This is a genomic window from Streptomyces sp. NPDC001204 (assembly GCF_053598035.1).
Window position 1 is genome coordinate 1 of record NZ_JBSFJL010000027.1, and the last position, 17,156, is coordinate 17,156.

At 72.5% G+C, this 17,156-nt stretch carries 11 protein-coding genes, 1 tRNA gene and 1 pseudogene; 4 read left to right on the forward strand and 9 right to left on the reverse strand.

Annotated features, from left to right (window positions below):
• Positions 1-328 precede the first annotated feature (328 nt).
• Complete coding sequence (gene selA / locus ACWC91_RS29775) at positions 329-1,627, forward strand: L-seryl-tRNA(Sec) selenium transferase (RefSeq protein WP_450644133.1); 1,299 nt, start codon at positions 329-331, stop codon at positions 1,625-1,627.
• Positions 1,628-1,632: 5 nt separating this feature from the next.
• Positions 1,633-3,504: a SelB domain-containing protein gene (locus ACWC91_RS29780; RefSeq protein WP_450644131.1), complete on the forward strand. Its 1,872-nt coding sequence runs from the start codon at positions 1,633-1,635 to the stop codon at positions 3,502-3,504.
• Between the two features lie 156 nt (positions 3,505-3,660).
• Here the strand turns inward: ACWC91_RS29780 and ACWC91_RS29785 are convergent, their stop codons facing one another.
• The 4 genes from ACWC91_RS29785 to ACWC91_RS29800 form a co-directional block, all read right to left on the reverse strand.
• Entirely contained in the window at positions 3,661-4,371 is a 711-nt protein-coding gene (locus ACWC91_RS29785) for a vWA domain-containing protein (RefSeq protein ID WP_225079478.1), read from the reverse strand.
• A 209-nt stretch (positions 4,372-4,580) separates the two neighbouring features.
• Complete coding sequence (locus ACWC91_RS29790) at positions 4,581-5,012, reverse strand: hypothetical protein (protein WP_376501161.1); 432 nt, start codon at positions 5,010-5,012, stop codon at positions 4,581-4,583.
• A gap of 1,331 nt (positions 5,013-6,343) precedes the next feature.
• Positions 6,344-7,000 carry a hypothetical protein gene (locus ACWC91_RS29795; RefSeq protein WP_450644129.1) on the reverse strand — a complete coding sequence of 219 codons (657 nt, stop codon included), beginning with the start codon at positions 6,998-7,000 and terminating at the stop codon, positions 6,344-6,346.
• A 455-nt stretch (positions 7,001-7,455) separates the two neighbouring features.
• A complete protein-coding gene (locus ACWC91_RS29800) occupies positions 7,456-7,620 on the reverse strand; it encodes a hypothetical protein (RefSeq protein ID WP_450644135.1) in 165 nt (54 codons plus the stop codon).
• Here ACWC91_RS29800 and ACWC91_RS29805 point away from each other — a divergent pair.
• Positions 7,581-7,795, forward strand: a pseudogene (locus ACWC91_RS29805) (ankyrin repeat domain-containing protein); the annotation flags it as partial. The gene ACWC91_RS29800 and the pseudogene ACWC91_RS29805 overlap by 40 nt on opposite strands.
• A 52-nt stretch (positions 7,796-7,847) precedes the next feature.
• On the opposite strand, the gene ACWC91_RS29810 reads toward ACWC91_RS29805, so the two are convergent.
• Positions 7,848-7,941 (reverse strand) — tRNA-Sec (locus ACWC91_RS29810).
• A gap of 139 nt (positions 7,942-8,080) precedes the next feature.
• Between ACWC91_RS29810 and selD the strand changes: the two genes are divergently transcribed.
• The gene (gene selD, locus ACWC91_RS29815) at positions 8,081-9,103 is read left to right on the forward strand and encodes a selenide, water dikinase SelD (protein WP_450644127.1); all 1,023 of its coding nucleotides are present in this window, start codon (positions 8,081-8,083) and stop codon (positions 9,101-9,103) included.
• A 19-nt stretch (positions 9,104-9,122) separates the two neighbouring features.
• Here the strand turns inward: selD and fdh are convergent, their stop codons facing one another.
• The 4 genes from fdh to ACWC91_RS29835 form a co-directional block, all read right to left on the reverse strand.
• A complete protein-coding gene (gene fdh / locus ACWC91_RS29820) occupies positions 9,123-12,383 on the reverse strand; it encodes a formate dehydrogenase (protein ID WP_450644125.1) in 3,261 nt (1,086 codons plus the stop codon).
• A 226-nt stretch (positions 12,384-12,609) separates the two neighbouring features.
• Positions 12,610-13,635: an NrfD/PsrC family molybdoenzyme membrane anchor subunit gene (gene nrfD / locus ACWC91_RS29825; RefSeq protein ID WP_450726107.1), complete on the reverse strand. Its 1,026-nt coding sequence runs from the start codon at positions 13,633-13,635 to the stop codon at positions 12,610-12,612.
• A complete protein-coding gene (locus ACWC91_RS29830) occupies positions 13,632-14,681 on the reverse strand; it encodes a 4Fe-4S dicluster domain-containing protein (protein ID WP_450643626.1) in 1,050 nt (349 codons plus the stop codon). The genes nrfD and ACWC91_RS29830 overlap by 4 nt, the downstream gene beginning before the upstream one ends.
• A 157-nt stretch (positions 14,682-14,838) precedes the next feature.
• Positions 14,839-17,088: a S9 family peptidase gene (locus tag ACWC91_RS29835; RefSeq protein ID WP_450643627.1), complete on the reverse strand. Its 2,250-nt coding sequence runs from the start codon at positions 17,086-17,088 to the stop codon at positions 14,839-14,841.
• Positions 17,089-17,156: the final 68 nt, after the last annotated feature.

Consider the following 17,156-nt stretch of genomic DNA (forward strand, 5'->3'; position numbering starts at 1 on the left):
CCCCCAGGCCATGCGATCAACAGGGGGGAGCAGTCATGCCGGGCCCAGAGGCCGGGCGCCCCATTGCGGGGCCACGAAGAAGGTAATGGGGGGGGAGTGGCCGGACAGCGGGTGCGCGGAAGCCTGACCTCTCGTACGGCGTGTCGTGCGGACGGCCGCGGGCACTGGGAGACCATGGGCGGGCGTTGACACGCCCGCGAGGTCGGTCTGTGGACGGAGAGGCCAGGTGGAGCAACAGGTCACGGGGCAGCGAGCGGGCCAGGAGACCGGTGAGGACACCCGCGGATCCGGCCCGACCGGTCACGGCCGGACCGGCCAAGACCGTGCGGTGAGCGATGCCCGCCGGCGGATCCCCCGTACCGACACCGTCCTGCGGGACGCGCGCCTGGTGGACGCGGCGGCGCGGCTCGGGCCGGGCCCGGTGAAGGCCGCGGTCCGGCAGGCGCAGGAGCGGGCACGCCGGGGCGCCATCACCCCCGAGCAGGTGACGGACACCGCCGTGGCGCTGCTGCCGCGGGTGGTCGGCGGGCTGTGTCCGGTGATCAACGCGACCGGGGTCCTGCTGCACACCAACCTCGGCCGCGCCTCCCTGTCCGCCGCGGCCCGGCAGGCGGTGCAGGACGCCGCGGGGCCCACGGACGTCGAACTCGATCTGCGCACCGGCGTCCGCGCCCGCCGGGGCCGTACGGCCCTGGACGCGCTGCGCGGCCGGGTGCCGTCCGCCGCCGCGGCCCATGTCGTCAACAACGGCGCCGCCGCGCTCGTCCTCACCGCCACCGCGCTCGCCGCGGGCAGGGAGATCGTCATCAGCCGCGGCGAGATGGTGGAGATCGGGGACGGCTTCCGGCTGCCGGACCTGCTGGTCTCCACCGGGGCCCGGCTCCGCGAGGTCGGCACCACGAACCGTACGACCGTCCAGGACTACGCCGACGTGATCGGCCCCGACACGGCGTTCGTCCTGAAGATCCACCCCTCCAACTTCCGCATCACCGGCTTCACTCGGGCCGCCGGTGTCGGCGATCTGTCGGCACTGGGCGTTCCGGTGGTGGCCGACATCGGCTCCGGACTGCTCGCGCCCCATCCGCTGCTGCCCGACGAGCCCGACGCCGAGACCCAGTTGAGGTCCGGCGCGGCCCTGGTGACGGCGAGCGGCGACAAACTGCTCGGCGGCCCCCAGTGCGGACTGCTCCTCGGCGACACGGAACTCCTGCGCACCCTCACCCGGCACCCCCTGGCCCGTGCCCTGCGCGTGGACAAGCTCACCCTGGCCGCGCTGGAGGCGACCCTGACGGACCCCCGGACCCCGACGGCCGCTTTCCTGACCGCCGACGCCGCAGGGCTCATGCGGCGGGCCGAACACCTCGCCGTCGAACTGGGCGCCGCCGGGGTCGAGGACGTCCGGGCCGTCGCAGGGACCGCCACCGTCGGCGGCGGCGGGGCGCCGGGAGTGACGCTGCCCAGCGCCGCGCTGTCCCTGCCGGAGCCCTACGCCGCCGTGCTGCGCACCGGTGAGGCGCCCGTGGTGGGGCGCCTGGAGGGCGGGCGGTGCCTGCTGGACCTGCGTGCGGTGCCGCCGGGGGACGACGAACGCCTCGCCGAGGCCGTGCGGTCGGCGGCGGAGAGGTAGGGGCCATGCGAGTGCTGGCCACCGCGGGGCACGTCGACCACGGCAAGTCCGCCCTGGTACGGGCCCTGACCGGGATGGAACCCGACCGCTACGAGGAGGAGCGGCGCCGGGGACTCACGCTCGACCTCGGCTTCGTGTGGACGCCGCCGGACGCCGAAGGCGAACACCTCGCCTTCGTCGACGTACCCGGCCACGAGCGGTTCGTGGCCACCATGCTGGCCGGAGTCGGCCCGGTGCCCGCCGTGCTGTTCGTGGTCGCCGCCGACCAGGGCTGGCAGCCGCAGTCCGAGGAACACCTCGCGATCCTCGACGCGCTCGGTGTACGGCACGCGGTGCTCGCCGTGACCCGCAGCGACCTGGCCGACCCCGACCCGGTGCGCGCCGAGGCCGTCAAGCGGCTGTCCCGGACCTCGCTCGGGACCGTGGCGTCCGTCGCGGTGAGCGCGGTGACCGGCGCCGGCCTGGGCGAACTGCGCACCGAACTGGCCCGGACGGCCCGCGCGCTGCCCGTGCCGCCCGCCGACGCGGACGTACGGCTGTGGCTGGACCGCGCCTTCACCGCGCGCGGGCACGGCACCGTCGTGACCGGCACACTCGGCGCGGGCACCCTGCGCGTCGGCGACCGGCTGGTGAACGGGGCCGGCGCGCACACGCTGAGGGTGCGCGGGCTCCAGTGCCTGCAACAGGACCGGAGTGCCGTCAGCGGCGTGGCGCGGGTCGCGGTCAACGTGCACGGCCCCCTCGCCGGGCAACTGCGGCGGGGGAAGGTGCTGCTGGCGCCGGACCGCTGGCTGTTCACCGACCGGATCGACGTGCGCGTCACCGGTGAGCCGGTCGGCGAGCTGCCCCGGAGCGTCACCCTGCACATCGGCACGGCGGCCGTCGCGGTGACCGTCCGCCCCCTCGGCGAGGACACCGCCCGGCTGACCCTGCGCACCGCACTGCCCCTGCGCGTCGGGGACCGGGCCGTCCTGCGCGAACCCGGCGGTGGGCGGAGACCTTGCGGTGTGACCGTGCTCGACGTGTGCCCGCCGGACCTGACCCGGCGGGGCGCCGGACGGGCGAGGGCCGCCGTACTGGCCACGATGACGGGCCGCCCCGACGGAGCGGCGGAGCTGCGGCGCCGCGGACTCGTCCGCCGCTCCCGGCTGCTGGCCATGGGTATCCCGCCGCCCACCGCGCCGGTCACCGGGGACTGGCTGGCCGACACGGCCCACTGGGCCAGGCTGCGCGAGAGGCTGGCCGCCGAGGTCGCGGAGCACGCACGCCTGCACCCCATGGAGCCCGGACTGCCCGCCGAGGCGGCCCGGCACCTGCTGGACCTGCCCGACCGGGCGCTGGTGGACGCCCTCGCCGCGACGCCTGGCGAGCCCCGCCTGCTGCGACGGGAAGGCCGTTTGTACCGGCCCGACAGCGTCGGTCCCACCCTGCCGCCGCCGGTCCGGGCGGCCGTCGACTCGGTGCGGCGCGAGCTGGAGACGGCACCGTTCCGTGCCCCCGAGGCCGATCGCCTCACCGCCCTGGGACTCGACCGCAAAGCTCTGGCCGCGGCGGTCTCGGCGGGCGCGCTGCTGCGGGTCGGCGACGGGATCGTGCTGCTGCCGGGAGCCGACGCCGAGGCCGCCGCGGTGCTCCGCCGCCTGCCCCAGCCCTTCACACTCAGCGAGGCCCGCAAGGCCCTCGACACCACCCGCAGAGTCGCCGTGCCGCTCCTGGAGTTCCTCGACGCCCACGGACACACGGAACGAGTGGACGACCAGCACAGACGCTGCCGTCCGGACACAGGGACTGCCGGAGCGCCTGCTCGACCTCCGACCGTGCCTGGCCGGAAGCGGCCTGAGCGGCCTCCACAGCCTCCTCGGCGGACTTCTCGCTGACGTATACGCCGAGGATCTCAGCGGTGTGGAGGCCCTGCTCGCGCTTCTCGCGCAGGGAGCCGACGGTCGACGCAGGCCTGCCTGACGAGAATGGGCCGTACGTCAAGGGCTCGCTCCGGCTGGTGTGGTGGGAACTCGTCCTCTGCGTAAGCGGGCTTACCGGCATGGGCAGTGCACGATTCCGGCATCGCGTGCCGCGACAAGCCAGTCCGGGAACTCGCCCATCAGCCGGTCGTACAACTCCGCGTACGACATCCGCTTCGGGGCGTCGCCGGCCGGGAAGAAGCCGGCATTGTCGATGACCCGCTTCTTCGGCACCTCGAGGTCGTCGAGCCTGCGGAGGAAGTCGAAACGGTCGGGGCCGAAGCCGATGAACTGCCAGAACATGGGCAGTTTCGCCGCCTTGCACAGCGTCTGCTCCGCGGCCCGCCGGGAGTCCGGACCGCCGTCGGTCTGGAAGATGACGAAGGCGGGGTCGGTGCTGTCGGAGTCGAGGTAGTGGTCGATGACTTCGTCCATGGCGGCGGCGTAGTTGGTGGAGCCCATGCGGCCGAGCGCCTTGTGGTGGCGGTCGATGCTGCCCTGGTAGTTGTCGACGCTGATGTCGGCGGCGGGGTGGGCATCGCTGTCGAAGAAGATCGTGGGGACGATGCCGTCGTCGTCGAGATTGGCGGACAGGCCCAAGGCCTGCTCTGCGAGGTGCTGCACGCTGCCATCGCGGTAGTAGCGGCTCATACTGCGGGACCGGTCGAGGACCAGGTAGACGGCCGCCCGCTGCCCCGTCAGGTTGTTCTTCTCCAGGGAGACCGCGGCGGCCTTGGTGAGGTTGACCAGGCCGGCGGGGAGCTTGTCGAAGTTGATCGGCATCAGGGGTTCCTTGGCGGCGAGGGCGAGGGATGGCGACAGCGTAGAACCGGGCCGGCTGGGCGCGGTGGGTGGAAAGGTGCCGCGGCCGCTCACCGAAAGGTGGTGGATGGCCGGTGCTGCATCCGCACCCCGGCCGGCCGTCGGACAGTCAGCCGAGCAGTGGCCCCGCCACGACGGGCGTGGCAGGGCCCTGCCTGTAGCGGCGGGTGTCACACCGTGCAGAAGCCGGAGGTCTTGAGAGCGTCGTTGATGGCCTTGCCCTGAGCTTCGGTGGTGGTGACGTCCTTGTAACTGAAGCGCTGAGAGGCGGCCCAGTCGAGTTTGGAACCCCCGCCGTTGATGGAACTGCACTGGTTGCGGGCGGCGTCGATGGCCTTGTCCTCGTAACGGACGACGTCCGGGGCGGCCTTGGCGAGTGCGTCGAGGAGCTGCTGGCGCTTCTGGCCGGTCGGCTTGGGCGGGATGCCGGCGGCCTTGTGGTTCTCGTCCTTCTGCTTCTGGGCCGGCTCCTTCTCGGCAGTGGCCGAGGGCTTGGGGCTGGCCGGCTTGCCGCTGTCGCTGCCGGCGCTGTCGTCGCACGCGGTCAGAGCGGCAGCGGCGGTCAGCAGGATGACGGCGTACGTGGTGGTGCGGGTCTTCAAGATCTCCCCTGAGGCGTGATGCATGGCTTGCATGTGTATGACTCGTGAAGGAGCCGTGTGGTTGCAGGGGCGGGGTGACTTATCCAGCCGTGTCGGATGAGCCGAGCCACCGGGCGACGCCGCCCGGCGCAACGCCGGTCAACTGGCGGACGAGGGTCTCGTTGCGTTGCAGACGTGGAGACGGTGCTCTTGGTCGAAAACCCAACTACCAGGGGGTTCGCCACGTTGTCAGCCCAACTGCCAGGCTCACGCGCCAGGTTGGGCAGGGTTCACTGCCGGTGGCCAGTGGACTCGACCTTTTGGTGATCAGTCGCCAACCTGTTTTACTGCGCGGATGGTCATTGGGATCTGCATTGTGCTCGGCGTGCTGCTCGGCGAGGCGATCCGCCGTTGGCGATCGCGGCGGGCCGTGGCACGGGCCAGGGTGGGACAGGAAGCCCTCTTCCTGATCGGGGCCAAGCGGCCGAACATGGGCCGCTGGAGTCTGGGCCGAGTGCGAGCCGATGCTGAAGAGTTTCGATGGGAGCCTCGCTGGCCGTGGACTCGGCTCCGTGAGGTCCCGGCAGATCTGCGTTTTGTCCGAGTACGCCAGCAGGAGGGCCTCGAATGGTTGTGGCTCCCGGCCGGCGTCTTGGTGATCGAGTGCGAATCGCCTGACGGACCGGTGTGGCTATGGGTCATGCACACGCAGTTGGAGCACGTAGTTGCGATGATCCGCTCCTGATCAACGGCGCGGAATCGGCTTCCACTGCCAAGAGCGAGGTCTGTCATGATGTCGAGCGGACCGCCGAATGTAGGCTGCGCCGGCAGATGCTGGTCACGCGAGGAACCTCATGGAGCAATCGCCATCCACGTTGAACCGTCTGGCCAACAGCAGCCTCGGAGCCGTTCCAGCGGTTGCCTGCATCGCGTACGCGACGCAAGCCAGTACCGCCGTTGCGCGGCTTGCGGCTGGTCTGGCCCTGATCGGGTTTGCTGTCCTGGCAGTGCGGGGATTTCGACTTGGTGTGACATGTGAACACTCACGGTTGGTGATCCGTGGCTACCTGCGCACGCGGGTAATCGACCGAGAGCGCATCATGGAGATCACGGACTTCCCCGCGGTGAGGTGGACGGCTCGCAACGGACGTAAGCGATGGACCCCCCTCACGGCTTTCATGACGAGCCCAGGCGAAATCTCGGCAACCCGTCTCCACAAGGATCGTGTCATCGGGAACCTGCGACGGTGGGCGCGACGCTAGCTCTTCCTGCGTCGCCCAGCCGGGTACTACGCCGATCAGGCAACAACACTGCGCCCCGCCCGGGGACGATCCGGACGGAGCGCAGCGTTGTCAGTACTCGTCGTCGACGGGATTGGCCCGGTCATCGATGACGATCTTCACATGCTCGACGTCGCCATCGCGGTGCAGATCCTTGATGATCTGGTCGACGGTCTCGGTGAAGCGCTGGTGGAGATGGCCGGCGATGGCGCAGGTCACGGGGTCGCGGTCGGTGCGGCTCACCCGGTCGAGGCTGGTGACGGCGGCGACGATGCTCGGGCCGGAGACGTGGACGGTGACGAAGCCGTTGTTTTCGTCGACTGCTCCGGGGACGTGGAAGTGCCGGTCTCCAGCGGCGTGTTCGATGAGGAACGCCCACGTATCGCGGTGCATTTGGAGTTCGGCTGCGGAGATTCCGGCGGCGGCCTTGAGAAGTTTCGAGGGGTCCTTCCCGTCCGGCTGACTGCTCGCCGCTTGGACCGGGATCGGTTGCGCGGGGTGCCGGGCGCGTTCGCTCATGCTGTCCTTGATCGCGGCGAGTTCGTGGCGGATGTCGGCGAGCGGGTCGCCTACCGTCCTCCGGATCTCGGCCAGCCCGGTAGTGATCCTCGTGCTGGTGTCTTGCCTGGCCTGGTCGATGGCGTGCTGCTGGCCGTTCACGCGCTCGTCTAGTTGCCCGAGGTCTTGAAGGATCTGCTGTAAGAGGTCGCGGTTGCCGCTACCGAACACAAAGCCCCCTTGGTCGCCTGCCGACCTCGATCAGCCTGGACGTGAAGCGACTTGTCGACAAGGACGCGAACCGGACAGCAGATGCCCCGGCCGGATTACTCCGGCCGGGGCATCGTCAGGTGCTTCGGTCTCTGATCGGGTGCGCTCGTCAGTGCGTCGAGCGACAAGCGTGGCGATGAACGCCGGTCTTCCCGCGGCGGTGCTCCGTTCGGGTGCATTGCGGTTACGTGCGGCGCGCCGGGGCGTTGGGCCGGTATGAGCAGGAGTCGTAGGTTGCGGGAGCTGTCAGGGCCGGCAGCGTTCGATCAGCTGCGGGCGCAGTTGGCTCGGGCTGCTGCTGGGGTGGTGAAGGCGGAGAGATCGCCGCGGCGGAAGCCGTTCGAGGAGGCGCCGCGTCGGGCATCCGCGGAGCCGGACGACGATGGGGAGTTGGCCCCGTCCGGCTCGGACTGAAGTCACTCCCCAGTCTTCTCGCCGCCCTGGTGCGCGCGGTCGTCGGTGGAGCGGTCCCGCACGAGCACCGTCGGCCCGGTTTCGGCGGACAGGCCGGCCAGCCACGCCTCGCGCGCGGCGTGCCTGCGGCCGCGGCGCGGAAGGCACACCCCTGTGTGCGGCCGCATGCTGGGGCCATAGGAGACGGTACGTGCACTCCTCGCCCACGGCGCCGATCCCGATCTCCGCGAAGATCACGGCACGGGCCGTTCCCCGCTTGAATGGGCGATGACCGGGCCCTACCCCGAAACGATCGCCGTGCTTCTCGCCACAAGCGCTCGACCACACGACCGAGCCGCATGACCCATCCCGTAGTGCCAGGGCTCTTGATCCACTTTCGACACACGTCCTGGAAGCGGAGGCGGACGGGAATCGAACCCGCCTGCCCGAGATCCTCGGGCACCTCGGTTTTGAAGACCGGGAGGGCCACCAGGCACCCACACGCCTCCATCGGGCGCCAGGCTACCGGAAGGCCGGCGGGGGACGGCGTGGGCGCGGCGGGTCCCCGACACGCCGTGCCGGAGCACCGGGACCAGGAGACCCCCAGACCCCCAGACCATCGAGACCACCGAGGCCAGGAGACCCAGCGTGACCGCCACCCATGGAACCCCCGTACGGCTCACCCAGTTCGCCCACGGCGGCGGCTGCGCCTGCAAGATCCCGCCGGGCGAGCTGGAGGACGTGCTCGGCGGACTGCCGACGGTGCCGCCGACCGCCGGGGACACCCCGCTGCTGGTCGGCCTGGCCACCGGCGACGACGCGGCCGTCGTGACGCTGCCCGATCGGGGCGCCGCCGCGCAGGCGGTGGTGTCCACCGCCGACTTCTTCACCCCCGTCGTCGACGACCCCTACGACTGGGGGCGCATCGCCGCGGCCAATGCCCTGTCGGACGTCTACGCGATGGGCGGCCGCCCCGTCCTGGCGGTCAACCTGCTGGCCTGGCCGCGTGACGTGCTGCCCTTCGAGCTGGCCCGCGAGGTGCTGCGCGGTGGGCTGGAGGTCGCCGCCGAGGCCGGCTGCCACGTGGGCGGCGGGCACAGCGTCGACGACCCCGAACCCAAGTACGGCATGGCCGTCACCGGCCTGGCCGACCCGGCCCGGCTGCTGCGCAACGACGCCGGCCGGCCCGGACTGCCCCTGACCCTGACCAAACCGCTCGGCCTGGGCGTGCTGAACAACCGTCACAAGGCCACCGGCGAGCGGTTCGAGCAGGCCGTGGCCACCATGGTGGCCCTCAACCGGGACGCCTGCGCCGCCGCCCTGACCGCCGGAGCCTCCTGCGCCACCGACGTGACCGGCTTCGGCCTCCTGGGCCACCTGCACAAACTCGCCCGCGCCTCGGACGTGACGGCGGTGATCGACACGGCGGCCGTGCCCTACCTGGACGGCTCCCGCGAAGCCGTACGCGACGGCTACGTCAGCGGCGGCACCCGGCGCAACCTGGCCTGGGTGGAGCCGTTCACCGACTTCGGCGACACCGACGCCGAGACCCGCCTCCTGCTGGCCGACGCCCAGACCTCCGGCGGCCTCCTCGTCGCGGGGGAGATCCCCGGCCATCCGGTGATCGGCGAACTGGTCCCCCGCGGGGCCCACTCCGTCGTGCTGAGGTGAGCCCCGCGCCGGCCGCCGGTCAGAGCTGGGTTCCGGTGTGCTCGTCGATGCCCGCTCGCGCCTGGTAGGAGCGGACCAGCTCCACGGCGGCCGGGCCCCTGGGACGGCGGCCCGGGCGGATGTCGACGCCGAACGCCTTGGCCTCCTGGATGTGGACGTTGGGGTCGAGGGAGAGGTGGAGCAGTTCGTTGGCCGCGTCGCCGGTGCTGTAGCCGTTCGGGCCCCAGTGGTAGGGCAGGCCCACCTGATGCAGGGTGCGGCCGTGCACGGTCAGCGGCGGCACCCGGTCGGTGACCAGCACCCGTGCCTCGATGACGGCCCGGGCGCTGACGATCGTCGCCCAGCCGGTGTGCTCCAGACCGCGCTCGGCGGCCAGTTCCGGCGACACCTCGCAGAAGAACTCCGGTTGCAGCTCCGCCAGATACGGCAGCCAGCGCGACATGCCGCCCGCCGTGTGGTGCTCGGTGAGCCGGTAGGTGGTGGCCACGAACGGGAACACCTCCGAACCCGGCTCACCGGCACTGGGCCCGTAGCGGTTGTCCGGGAGCGACCGCGTCACGAACCGCACCGGATTGCGCTGCTGCCCGTACAGCAGGTTCGGGAACGGCGACTCCTGCGGCTCGTAGTGGGTGGGCAGCGGGCCGTCGGTGAGCCCGGCCGGCGCGTACAGCCACGCCTTGCCGTCGGCCTGCATCACGAACGGGTCGGCGCCCGACAGCGCCCGACCGCCGGTGGCGTCCGGCGGCGCCTGGTAGGACGGGGCCTTGTCCTTGGCGAAGTCGGCGATGTCGTGGCCGGTCCACTGCCCCTCGTCCTCGTCCCACCACACCAGCGCCTTGCGCTCGCTCCACGGCCTGCCGTCGGGGTCGGCCGAGGCCCGGTTGTACAGGACCCGGCGGTTGGCGGGCCAGGCCCAGCCCCACTGGTTGGCCACCCAGTTCTGCTCCCGGCCCGGCTTGCGGCGGGCGGCCTGGTTGACACCGTCGGCGTACACGCCGCAGTAGATCCAGCAGCCGCACGTGGTGGATCCGTCCGGTGCGAGCTGCTCGTAGGAGGCCAGCGGGTCGCCCTTGGCGTCGCGGCCGTTGATCTCGGCGAGGACGCTCTCCGCGTCCGGCTCGGCCTGCTCGCCCCTGGTGGGGTAGTCCCAGGTCAGGTCGAGGACCGGCCGGTCCATCGGGTCGGTGGACTGCGCGAGCCTCTGCCGGACGAGCCGGCCGAGGTGGAAGGTGAACCACAGGTCGCTGCGCGCCTCTCCGGGCGGTTCGACGGCCTGGTGGTGCCACTGCAGCAGTCGCTGCGTGTTGGTGAAGCTGCCGTCCTTCTCGGTGTGCGCGGCGGCCGGCAGGAAGAACACCTCGGTGCGGATGTCCTCCGTGCGCAGCTCCCCGGTCTCGATCTCCGGGCCGTCCTTCCACCAGGTGGCCGACTCGATGAGCGAGAAGTCGCGCACGACCAGCCAGTCCAGGTTGGCCATGCCCAGGCGCTGCATCTTGGCGTTGGCGGAGCCCACCGCGGGGTTCTCGCCCAGCAGGAAGTAGCCCTTGCAGACGCCTTCCATCTGGGCCGTCACCGTCTCGTAGGTGGAGTGGGAGCCCGTCAGCCGCGGCAGATAGTCGAAGCAGAAGTCGTTCTCGGGCGTCGCCGCGTCACCCCAGTACGCCTTGAGCAGGCTCACCAGGTACGCGCGCATGTTGCCCCAGTAGCCCTTGGTCGCCGCCTCGCCCCGGACGAAGGAGTCCAGATCGTCGTCGTGGTGCGCGTGCGGCATCGGGATGTAGCCGGGCAGCAGGTCGAACAGGGTGGGGATGTCCGTCGACCCCTGGATGGAGGCGTGCCCGCGCAGGGCCATGATGCCGCCGCCCGGCCGGCCGATGTTGCCGAGCAGGGTCTGGAGCACGGCGGCGGCGCGGATGTACTGCACGCCCACGGTGTGCTGGGTCCAGCCCACCGCGTAGGCGAACGCGGTGGTCCGCTCGCGCCCGGAGTTCTCGGTGACCAACTCGCAGACCTGGCGGAACAGGTCCTGCGGCACCCCGCAGATCCGCTCGACCATCTCCGGGGTGTAGCGGGCGTAGTGCCGCTTGAGCACCTGGAACACACATCGCGGGTGGGTCATCGTCTCGTCGCGTTCGGGTTGGCCCGCGCCGATGTCGGGGCCGCCTGCCCCGTGGGCCTCGCCGCGTGCCGACTCGCTCACCCGGCTGCGGCGGCCGGCGCGCCTCTCGTAGTCCTGGTCGCGCTGACCGGAGGCGGCCCGCATCTCCATGCCCTCGTACTGCCAGCTGGTGTTGTTGTACCTGCGGTTGTCGGGGTCGAGGCCGGAGAACACGCCGTCGAGGTCCTCGGTGTCCTGGAAGTCCTCCCGCAGCACCACGGGCCCGTTGGTGTAGGCCACGACGTACTCGCGGAAGTACTTGTCGTTGCTCAGGACGTAGTTGACGATCCCGCCGAGGAAGACGATGTCCGAGCCCGCGCGCAGCGGCACGTGCACGTCGGCCAGTGCGCTGGTGCGGGTGAACCGCGGGTCGACGTGGACCAGCTTGGCGCCACGGGCCTTGGCCTCCATCACCCACTGGAACCCGACCGGATGGCACTCGGCCATGTTCGAGCCCTGGATGACGATGCAGTCGGAGTTCTGGAGGTCCTGCTGGAAGGTGGTCGCGCCGCCGCGGCCGAACGAGGTTCCCAGACCGGGAACGGTGGAGGAGTGTCAAATACGTGCCTGGTTCTCGATCTGGATCGCGCCCAGCGCCGTGAAGAGCTTCTTGATCAGATAGTTCTCCTCGTTGTCCAGCGTCGCCCCGCCCAGGCTCGCGATGCCCATCGTGCGCCGGGTGCGAGCGCCGTCGACCTCCCACTCCCAGCCGGCGCGCCGGGACTCGATCACCCGGTCGGCGATCATGCCCATCGCCGTGTCGAGGTCGAGCCGCTCCCACCGGGTGCCGTACGGGCGCCGGTACAGCACCTGGTGCTCACGCGCGCCGCCGGTGGTCAGCTGAAGACTGGCCGCGCCCTTGGGACACAGCCGGCCGCGGGAGATGGGGGAGTCCGGGTCGCCCTCGATCTGCGTGACCCGCTCGTCCTGGACGTAGACGTTCTGGCCGCAGCCCACCGCGCAGTACGGGCAGATCGACTTCACCACCCGGTCCGCGGAGGCGACCCGGGGGCTGAGCCGCGCGCTGGGCCCGCTCTTGGCGGCCGCCCCGCGGCCCAGGGGATCGGTGCCCTTGAGCTGGCGGTAGACCGGCCAGGAGTCGATCCATGTGCGTACACCCATGAGATGGAGCCCTTTCGGTACTGCTGCTCGGTGTCCTCCGGTCGTCCGCGCGGTCTGTCCGCCGCGTGTTCGCCGCGGGCGCCTCAGCCGGCGCGGCACGGTGTCACGAGTGCTCCTGCGACACATCCTCGCGCAGCTCGGCGGGGACGGCATCCCCGGTCCCGCCGACGGCGGGGCATGGGCCCGGCCTCCTTCCGTCCGGTCGTCCGGCACGGGGCCCGTCCGGTCACCCGGCTCGGGCCCGCAGTCGCTCCCTTTGCGGTACGACGGTGTATCTGGGGTCCTCCGCGGAGGCCACCCCGGCGTGGAACACGCCGAACCTGAGCGCGGCGGAGCCGGCCAGCAGGGCGATCCCGGCCGCCACGGCCGGACCCCGGCCGCCCAGCCGCCCGGTGACCGCCGCCAGCGCCGCGCCGCCCACCGTGAGCGACTCCGCCGCCCTCAGCAGCCGGTTCGCCGTGCCCTGCTCGAACGGCTCGGCCGCCAGGCCCATCCGGCTCTTCATCAGCCGGAACCCGACCATCTCCAGCGCCGCGCCGAGCAGCGCCATGCGGCGGGCCGGTCCCGCCTGCGCGGCCGGCACACAGGCCAGCGCCAGCCCGGCGGCCGCACTGGCGCCGGAACCGGCGAACACGAAGGGCATCTCCCGGTAGCCCTCGTGCCACGAGGGCACCGCCGTGTCCGAGATCAGTACGGCGGTGTAGGTGGCGACCGCCGGGCCGAGGACGGCGGCGCCCGCGGTGGCGGCGGCGCCCACGACGCGGTAGCGGCCGGCGACGTCGGCGGCAGCCGCGGCCATCGACAGCGGCGCGTACCCGGCCAGCAGCCAGGAGCCCACGCTCATGGGCGAGGTGGGCTTGAAGACGCGCAGCATGTTGACGAAACGGGCGGGCCGTCCGAGGTCGTGCACGAGCGCGACCAGCGAGCCGGAGATCGCGCCCGCCGCGCCCAGCTTCGCCGTCCGGGCCAGCGCGGGCCGCCCCGTGGCCTGCGCCCCGGCCGCCAGCAGCGACGACGCCCCGGCGAGGCCGCCGAGGTAGAGGTAGCCGGCGATGTCGACGGACTTCCAGGTCGGCCGCTTCAGGACCGGTCGGCCGTAGTAGGAGGAGAACCGGGCCTCGGGCACCATCGACTGCTCGCCGCGTCCGCGGCGACGCCGGTGCCGTCCGCGCCCGGCTCCGGCGCCGATCGGGGCGGCCCGGCCGGGCCGCGCCCCCTCGGCGCCGTCACGAGGGACGTCCGGTCCGGTCATCGGGGCCTCCTGACGAAAGAGGTGGCGGCCAGCGCGACGAGCGACACGGCGGCGGTCGCCGCGTGCTTCCACATCGCGGGCAGATCCCGGGTGGTGACCACCGGGTCGGGCGGCAGGCCGTACACCTCGGGCTCGTCGAGCAGCAGGAAGAACGCGCCGTCGCCGCCGACGCCGTCGTCCGGGCTCTCGCCGTACAGCCGGGCGTCGGTGACACCGGCCGCGTGGAGCCGCGCCACCCGGGCGGCCGCCCGTTCGCGCAGTTCGTCCAGCGGGCCGAACTGGATGGAGTCGGTGGGGCACGACTTGGCGCAGGCCGGCTCCATGCCGACGCCGAGCCGGTCGTAGCAGAGGGTGCACTTCCAGACCCGGCCGTCCTCCTTGCGCTGGTCGATGACCCCGTACGGGCAGGCGGGCACGCAGTAGCCGCAGCCGTTGCACACGTCCTGCTGGACCACGACGGTGCCGAACTCGGTGCGGAACAGCGCCCCGGTGGGACATACGTCGAGGCAGGCCGCGTGGGTGCAGTGCTTGCACACGTCGGAGGACATCAGCCAGCGCAGCTCGGTCCGCCCGTCGGGCGACACGGGGGAGATCGTGCCGGCCGGCGCGTCCGCGGGGGACGGCTCCGGCGGTGGGACGGTGGTCCCCGGACCGGGGGAGGGCGTGGAGGGAGTGGAGCCGAGCTGCCGGGCGGCCTCGAACGCGTCGAAACCGCCGGGGTCCGCCCCCGGCTCCTGACCGCCCAGAGGCCTGCTCTGCTCGATGAAGGCCACGTGCCGCCAGGTGTCGGCGCCGAGCCCCTGGGTGTTGTCGTACGACATGCCGGTCAGCTCGAGGCCGTCCTCCGGCACCGAGTTCCACTCCTTGCACGCCACCTCGCAGGCCTTGCAGCCGATGCACACGGAGGTGTCGGTGAAGAAGCCCATGCGGGGCGGGGCGTCGGCGTATCCGGCAGCCTGGGCCACGTTCGGCTGCGGGCCGTACCACTGGTTCTCCCAGCGGGCGGTTCCGCCCGGGCCGGTCGCCGCCGTACCGGCTTCGGTCATGTCCGGACCTCCTCGCTGTGCCCTTCCGCCGCGTCCTGACCGCACCGTCCACAGCCGTTCCCAAGCCTGGCACGGGTGCCCGGAGGGCGCGCGCCCGAAACCGCGTGGTCGAGGGCACGGGACGTGCCGGGGCATCCGGAAGCGGAAGGCCCGCGTGTCAGCCGGTCAGGTGACGCTGGATCCAGTCGGCCGCGGCCCTGCGGAAGGCACGGCGGTTGTCCGCGCGCCGGAAGTCGTGACCCTCGTCGCGCAGGACGAGGAGTTCCGCCTCCACCCCGCGCTCCCGGGCCGCCCGCACGAACTGCTCGGACTCGCCGGGCGGCACGTTGGTGTCGTGTTCGCCGTGCACGGCCAGCACCGGCACGCGCAGCGCGTCGACGCGGCTCATCGGCGACAGCGCGTGCAGCAGTTCACGGTCGCGCTCCGGATGCCCGTACTTGTGCGCGGCCGACTGCGCCAGCCACGGCTCGGTGCCCGCGAAGAACGTCGTGAGGTCCGACATCCCGCACACCGGGACGCCGGTGCGGAACAGTTCCGGATGCCACACGAGGGACGCCATCGCCAGATATCCGCCGTAGGAGTGGCCCATCACGGCCAGCCGGAGCGGGTCGGCCAGGCCCTCCAGCAGGACGTGCGCCGCGCAGTCGGCGACGTCGTCGATCGCGGCGAACCGGCCCCGGCCGAGATCCGCGTCGACGAAGGAACGGCCGTAACCGGAGGAGCCGCGCACATCGGGGGCGAAGACGTCCAGGCCCCTGCCCAGCAGCTCGTGGTAGAGCGGGTCGAACACCGGGCGCTCCTGCTCCTCCGGACCGCCGTGCAGATGCAGGACGCAGGGGGCGGGCTCCCTCGGCGAGCGGCCCGGCGCACGGTAGTACCAGCCGCCGAGGCCCAGCCCGTCCCGGGCGACGGGGCGCACCGGCACCGGCCGCACCGGACGGTGGACGCCCGGTGCGACGACGTCATCGTCGCGCGAGGACCACGGGGTGCGCAGCGCGGCGCCCTGGGGCAGCCACCACACACCGGGCCGCCGCAACGATCCCGACAGCGCCACGACGGGCGCGTCCGGGTCCGCGGTGACGGCCACCCGGGTGACGACCTCGTGCGGGAGCCGCACGGCACGGGACGGACCGAGGACCTTCCCGGGGACCGGGACCAGCGGGGCCACCTCCAGCTCGCTGACCCCGCGCACGTTCCAGGACAGCACGGCGCCGCGGCCGTCGCGGTCCACGGCCAGCAACTCCAGGCCGCTTCCGTCGCGTTGGGCGGCCACCGTCAGCCTGAGCCGTCGCCCCCGCCGGTCGAGGGCGACCGCGTACAGGGCGGCGTGCTCACGGTCGTGGTCGCTGCGCAGCCACAGCGTGCGGCCGTCCGGCGCGAACGTGCCGATCCACGGGTCGCCGTCGGCGACCGGCACCGCGCAGGTCACCCGCAGATCCCGGGTGCGCACCACCAGGGCCTCCCGCCGCGCCCGCGGTCCCCGGCGCACCAGGGCCAGCCGACCGTCCCGGCTGATGTCGCACACGCGCAGGGTGGCGGCCTCCCGTTCGCTTGCCAGCAGTACGGGGGCGGCCGAGCCGTCGGGGTCGACGAGGTACGCCGACAGGGTCCTGGGCGTGGGTTCGGCCGGGGCCGTACCGGAGTCCGCGGCGCCGGAGACGCCGGTGACGCCGGTCGTCGGCGGCGCCGGGCGGGACGGTGCGCCCAGGAGTGTGGCGCGGCCGTCCCGTACGGTCCAGCCTTCCGGGTGGACCGTCGCGGCGGCGTCGGAGGCGAGCGAGACGGGGGAGGCGGCGCCCGCGCCGGGACCGAGCAACCCGCTCAGCCCGGTGTGTGCGGCGCCGGCCTCGGCACCGGCCGGGGGAAGGTGCGCGGGGGCCTCGGCGACCGTCACGGCGAGCGCCGAACCGTCGTGCGTCCAGCAGCCGAGGTACGCCGAACTCCCCGGCTCGCCGCCCGCCAGAACCCGCCGCCCCGTGCCGTCGGGGCGTACGCACAGCACACGCGTGTGCTCGCTGCCGCCGGGTGCGGTGGTGTAGGCGATCCACCGTCCGTCGGGTGACCAGGCGACCTCGGTCACCGGATCCAGCTCGGTGTCCAGCAGATGCATGTCGTCGCCGTCGACCGGTCCCGCCCACAACTGCGGCACCCCGCCCCGGTCACAGATGAACGCGACATACCGTCCCCCGGGGTCGGCCGAGGGGTACCAGCATCCGTGCGAGACGAGCACCCTCGGCACGGCGTCGAGCGGCAGGGCGGTGTCCGGCACCAGGACGACCTCGGGCGCGGCCTGCGCCACTCCGCTTCCCACCCGGCCGGGAACGGCGCGCTCCAGACCTGTGTCCGACGGCGTTGCCGACGACTGCGCCCCGGCCGCGTCGCCTTCTGGCGGGTGTGGCTGTTCCACGTGGCCTTCCGGCGGGTGCGGCCGTTTCACGCCGCCTTCAGACGGGTGCGGCCGGTCCGTGATGCTCC

Coding starts and splice junctions, on each gene's coding strand:
- ACWC91_RS29800 (WP_450644135.1), bottom strand. CDS start 7,620: ATGCGGCCGCACACAGGGGTGTGCCTTCCGCGCCGCGGCCGCAGGCAC.
- ACWC91_RS29780 (WP_450644131.1), top strand. CDS start 1,633: ATGCGAGTGCTGGCCACCGCGGGGCACGTCGACCACGGCAAGTCCGCC.
- ACWC91_RS29830 (WP_450643626.1), bottom strand. CDS start 14,681: ATGACCGAAGCCGGTACGGCGGCGACCGGCCCGGGCGGAACCGCCCGC.
- nrfD (WP_450726107.1), bottom strand. CDS start 13,635: ATGACCGGACCGGACGTCCCTCGTGACGGCGCCGAGGGGGCGCGGCCC.
- ACWC91_RS29785 (WP_225079478.1), bottom strand. CDS start 4,371: ATGCCGATCAACTTCGACAAGCTCCCCGCCGGCCTGGTCAACCTCACC.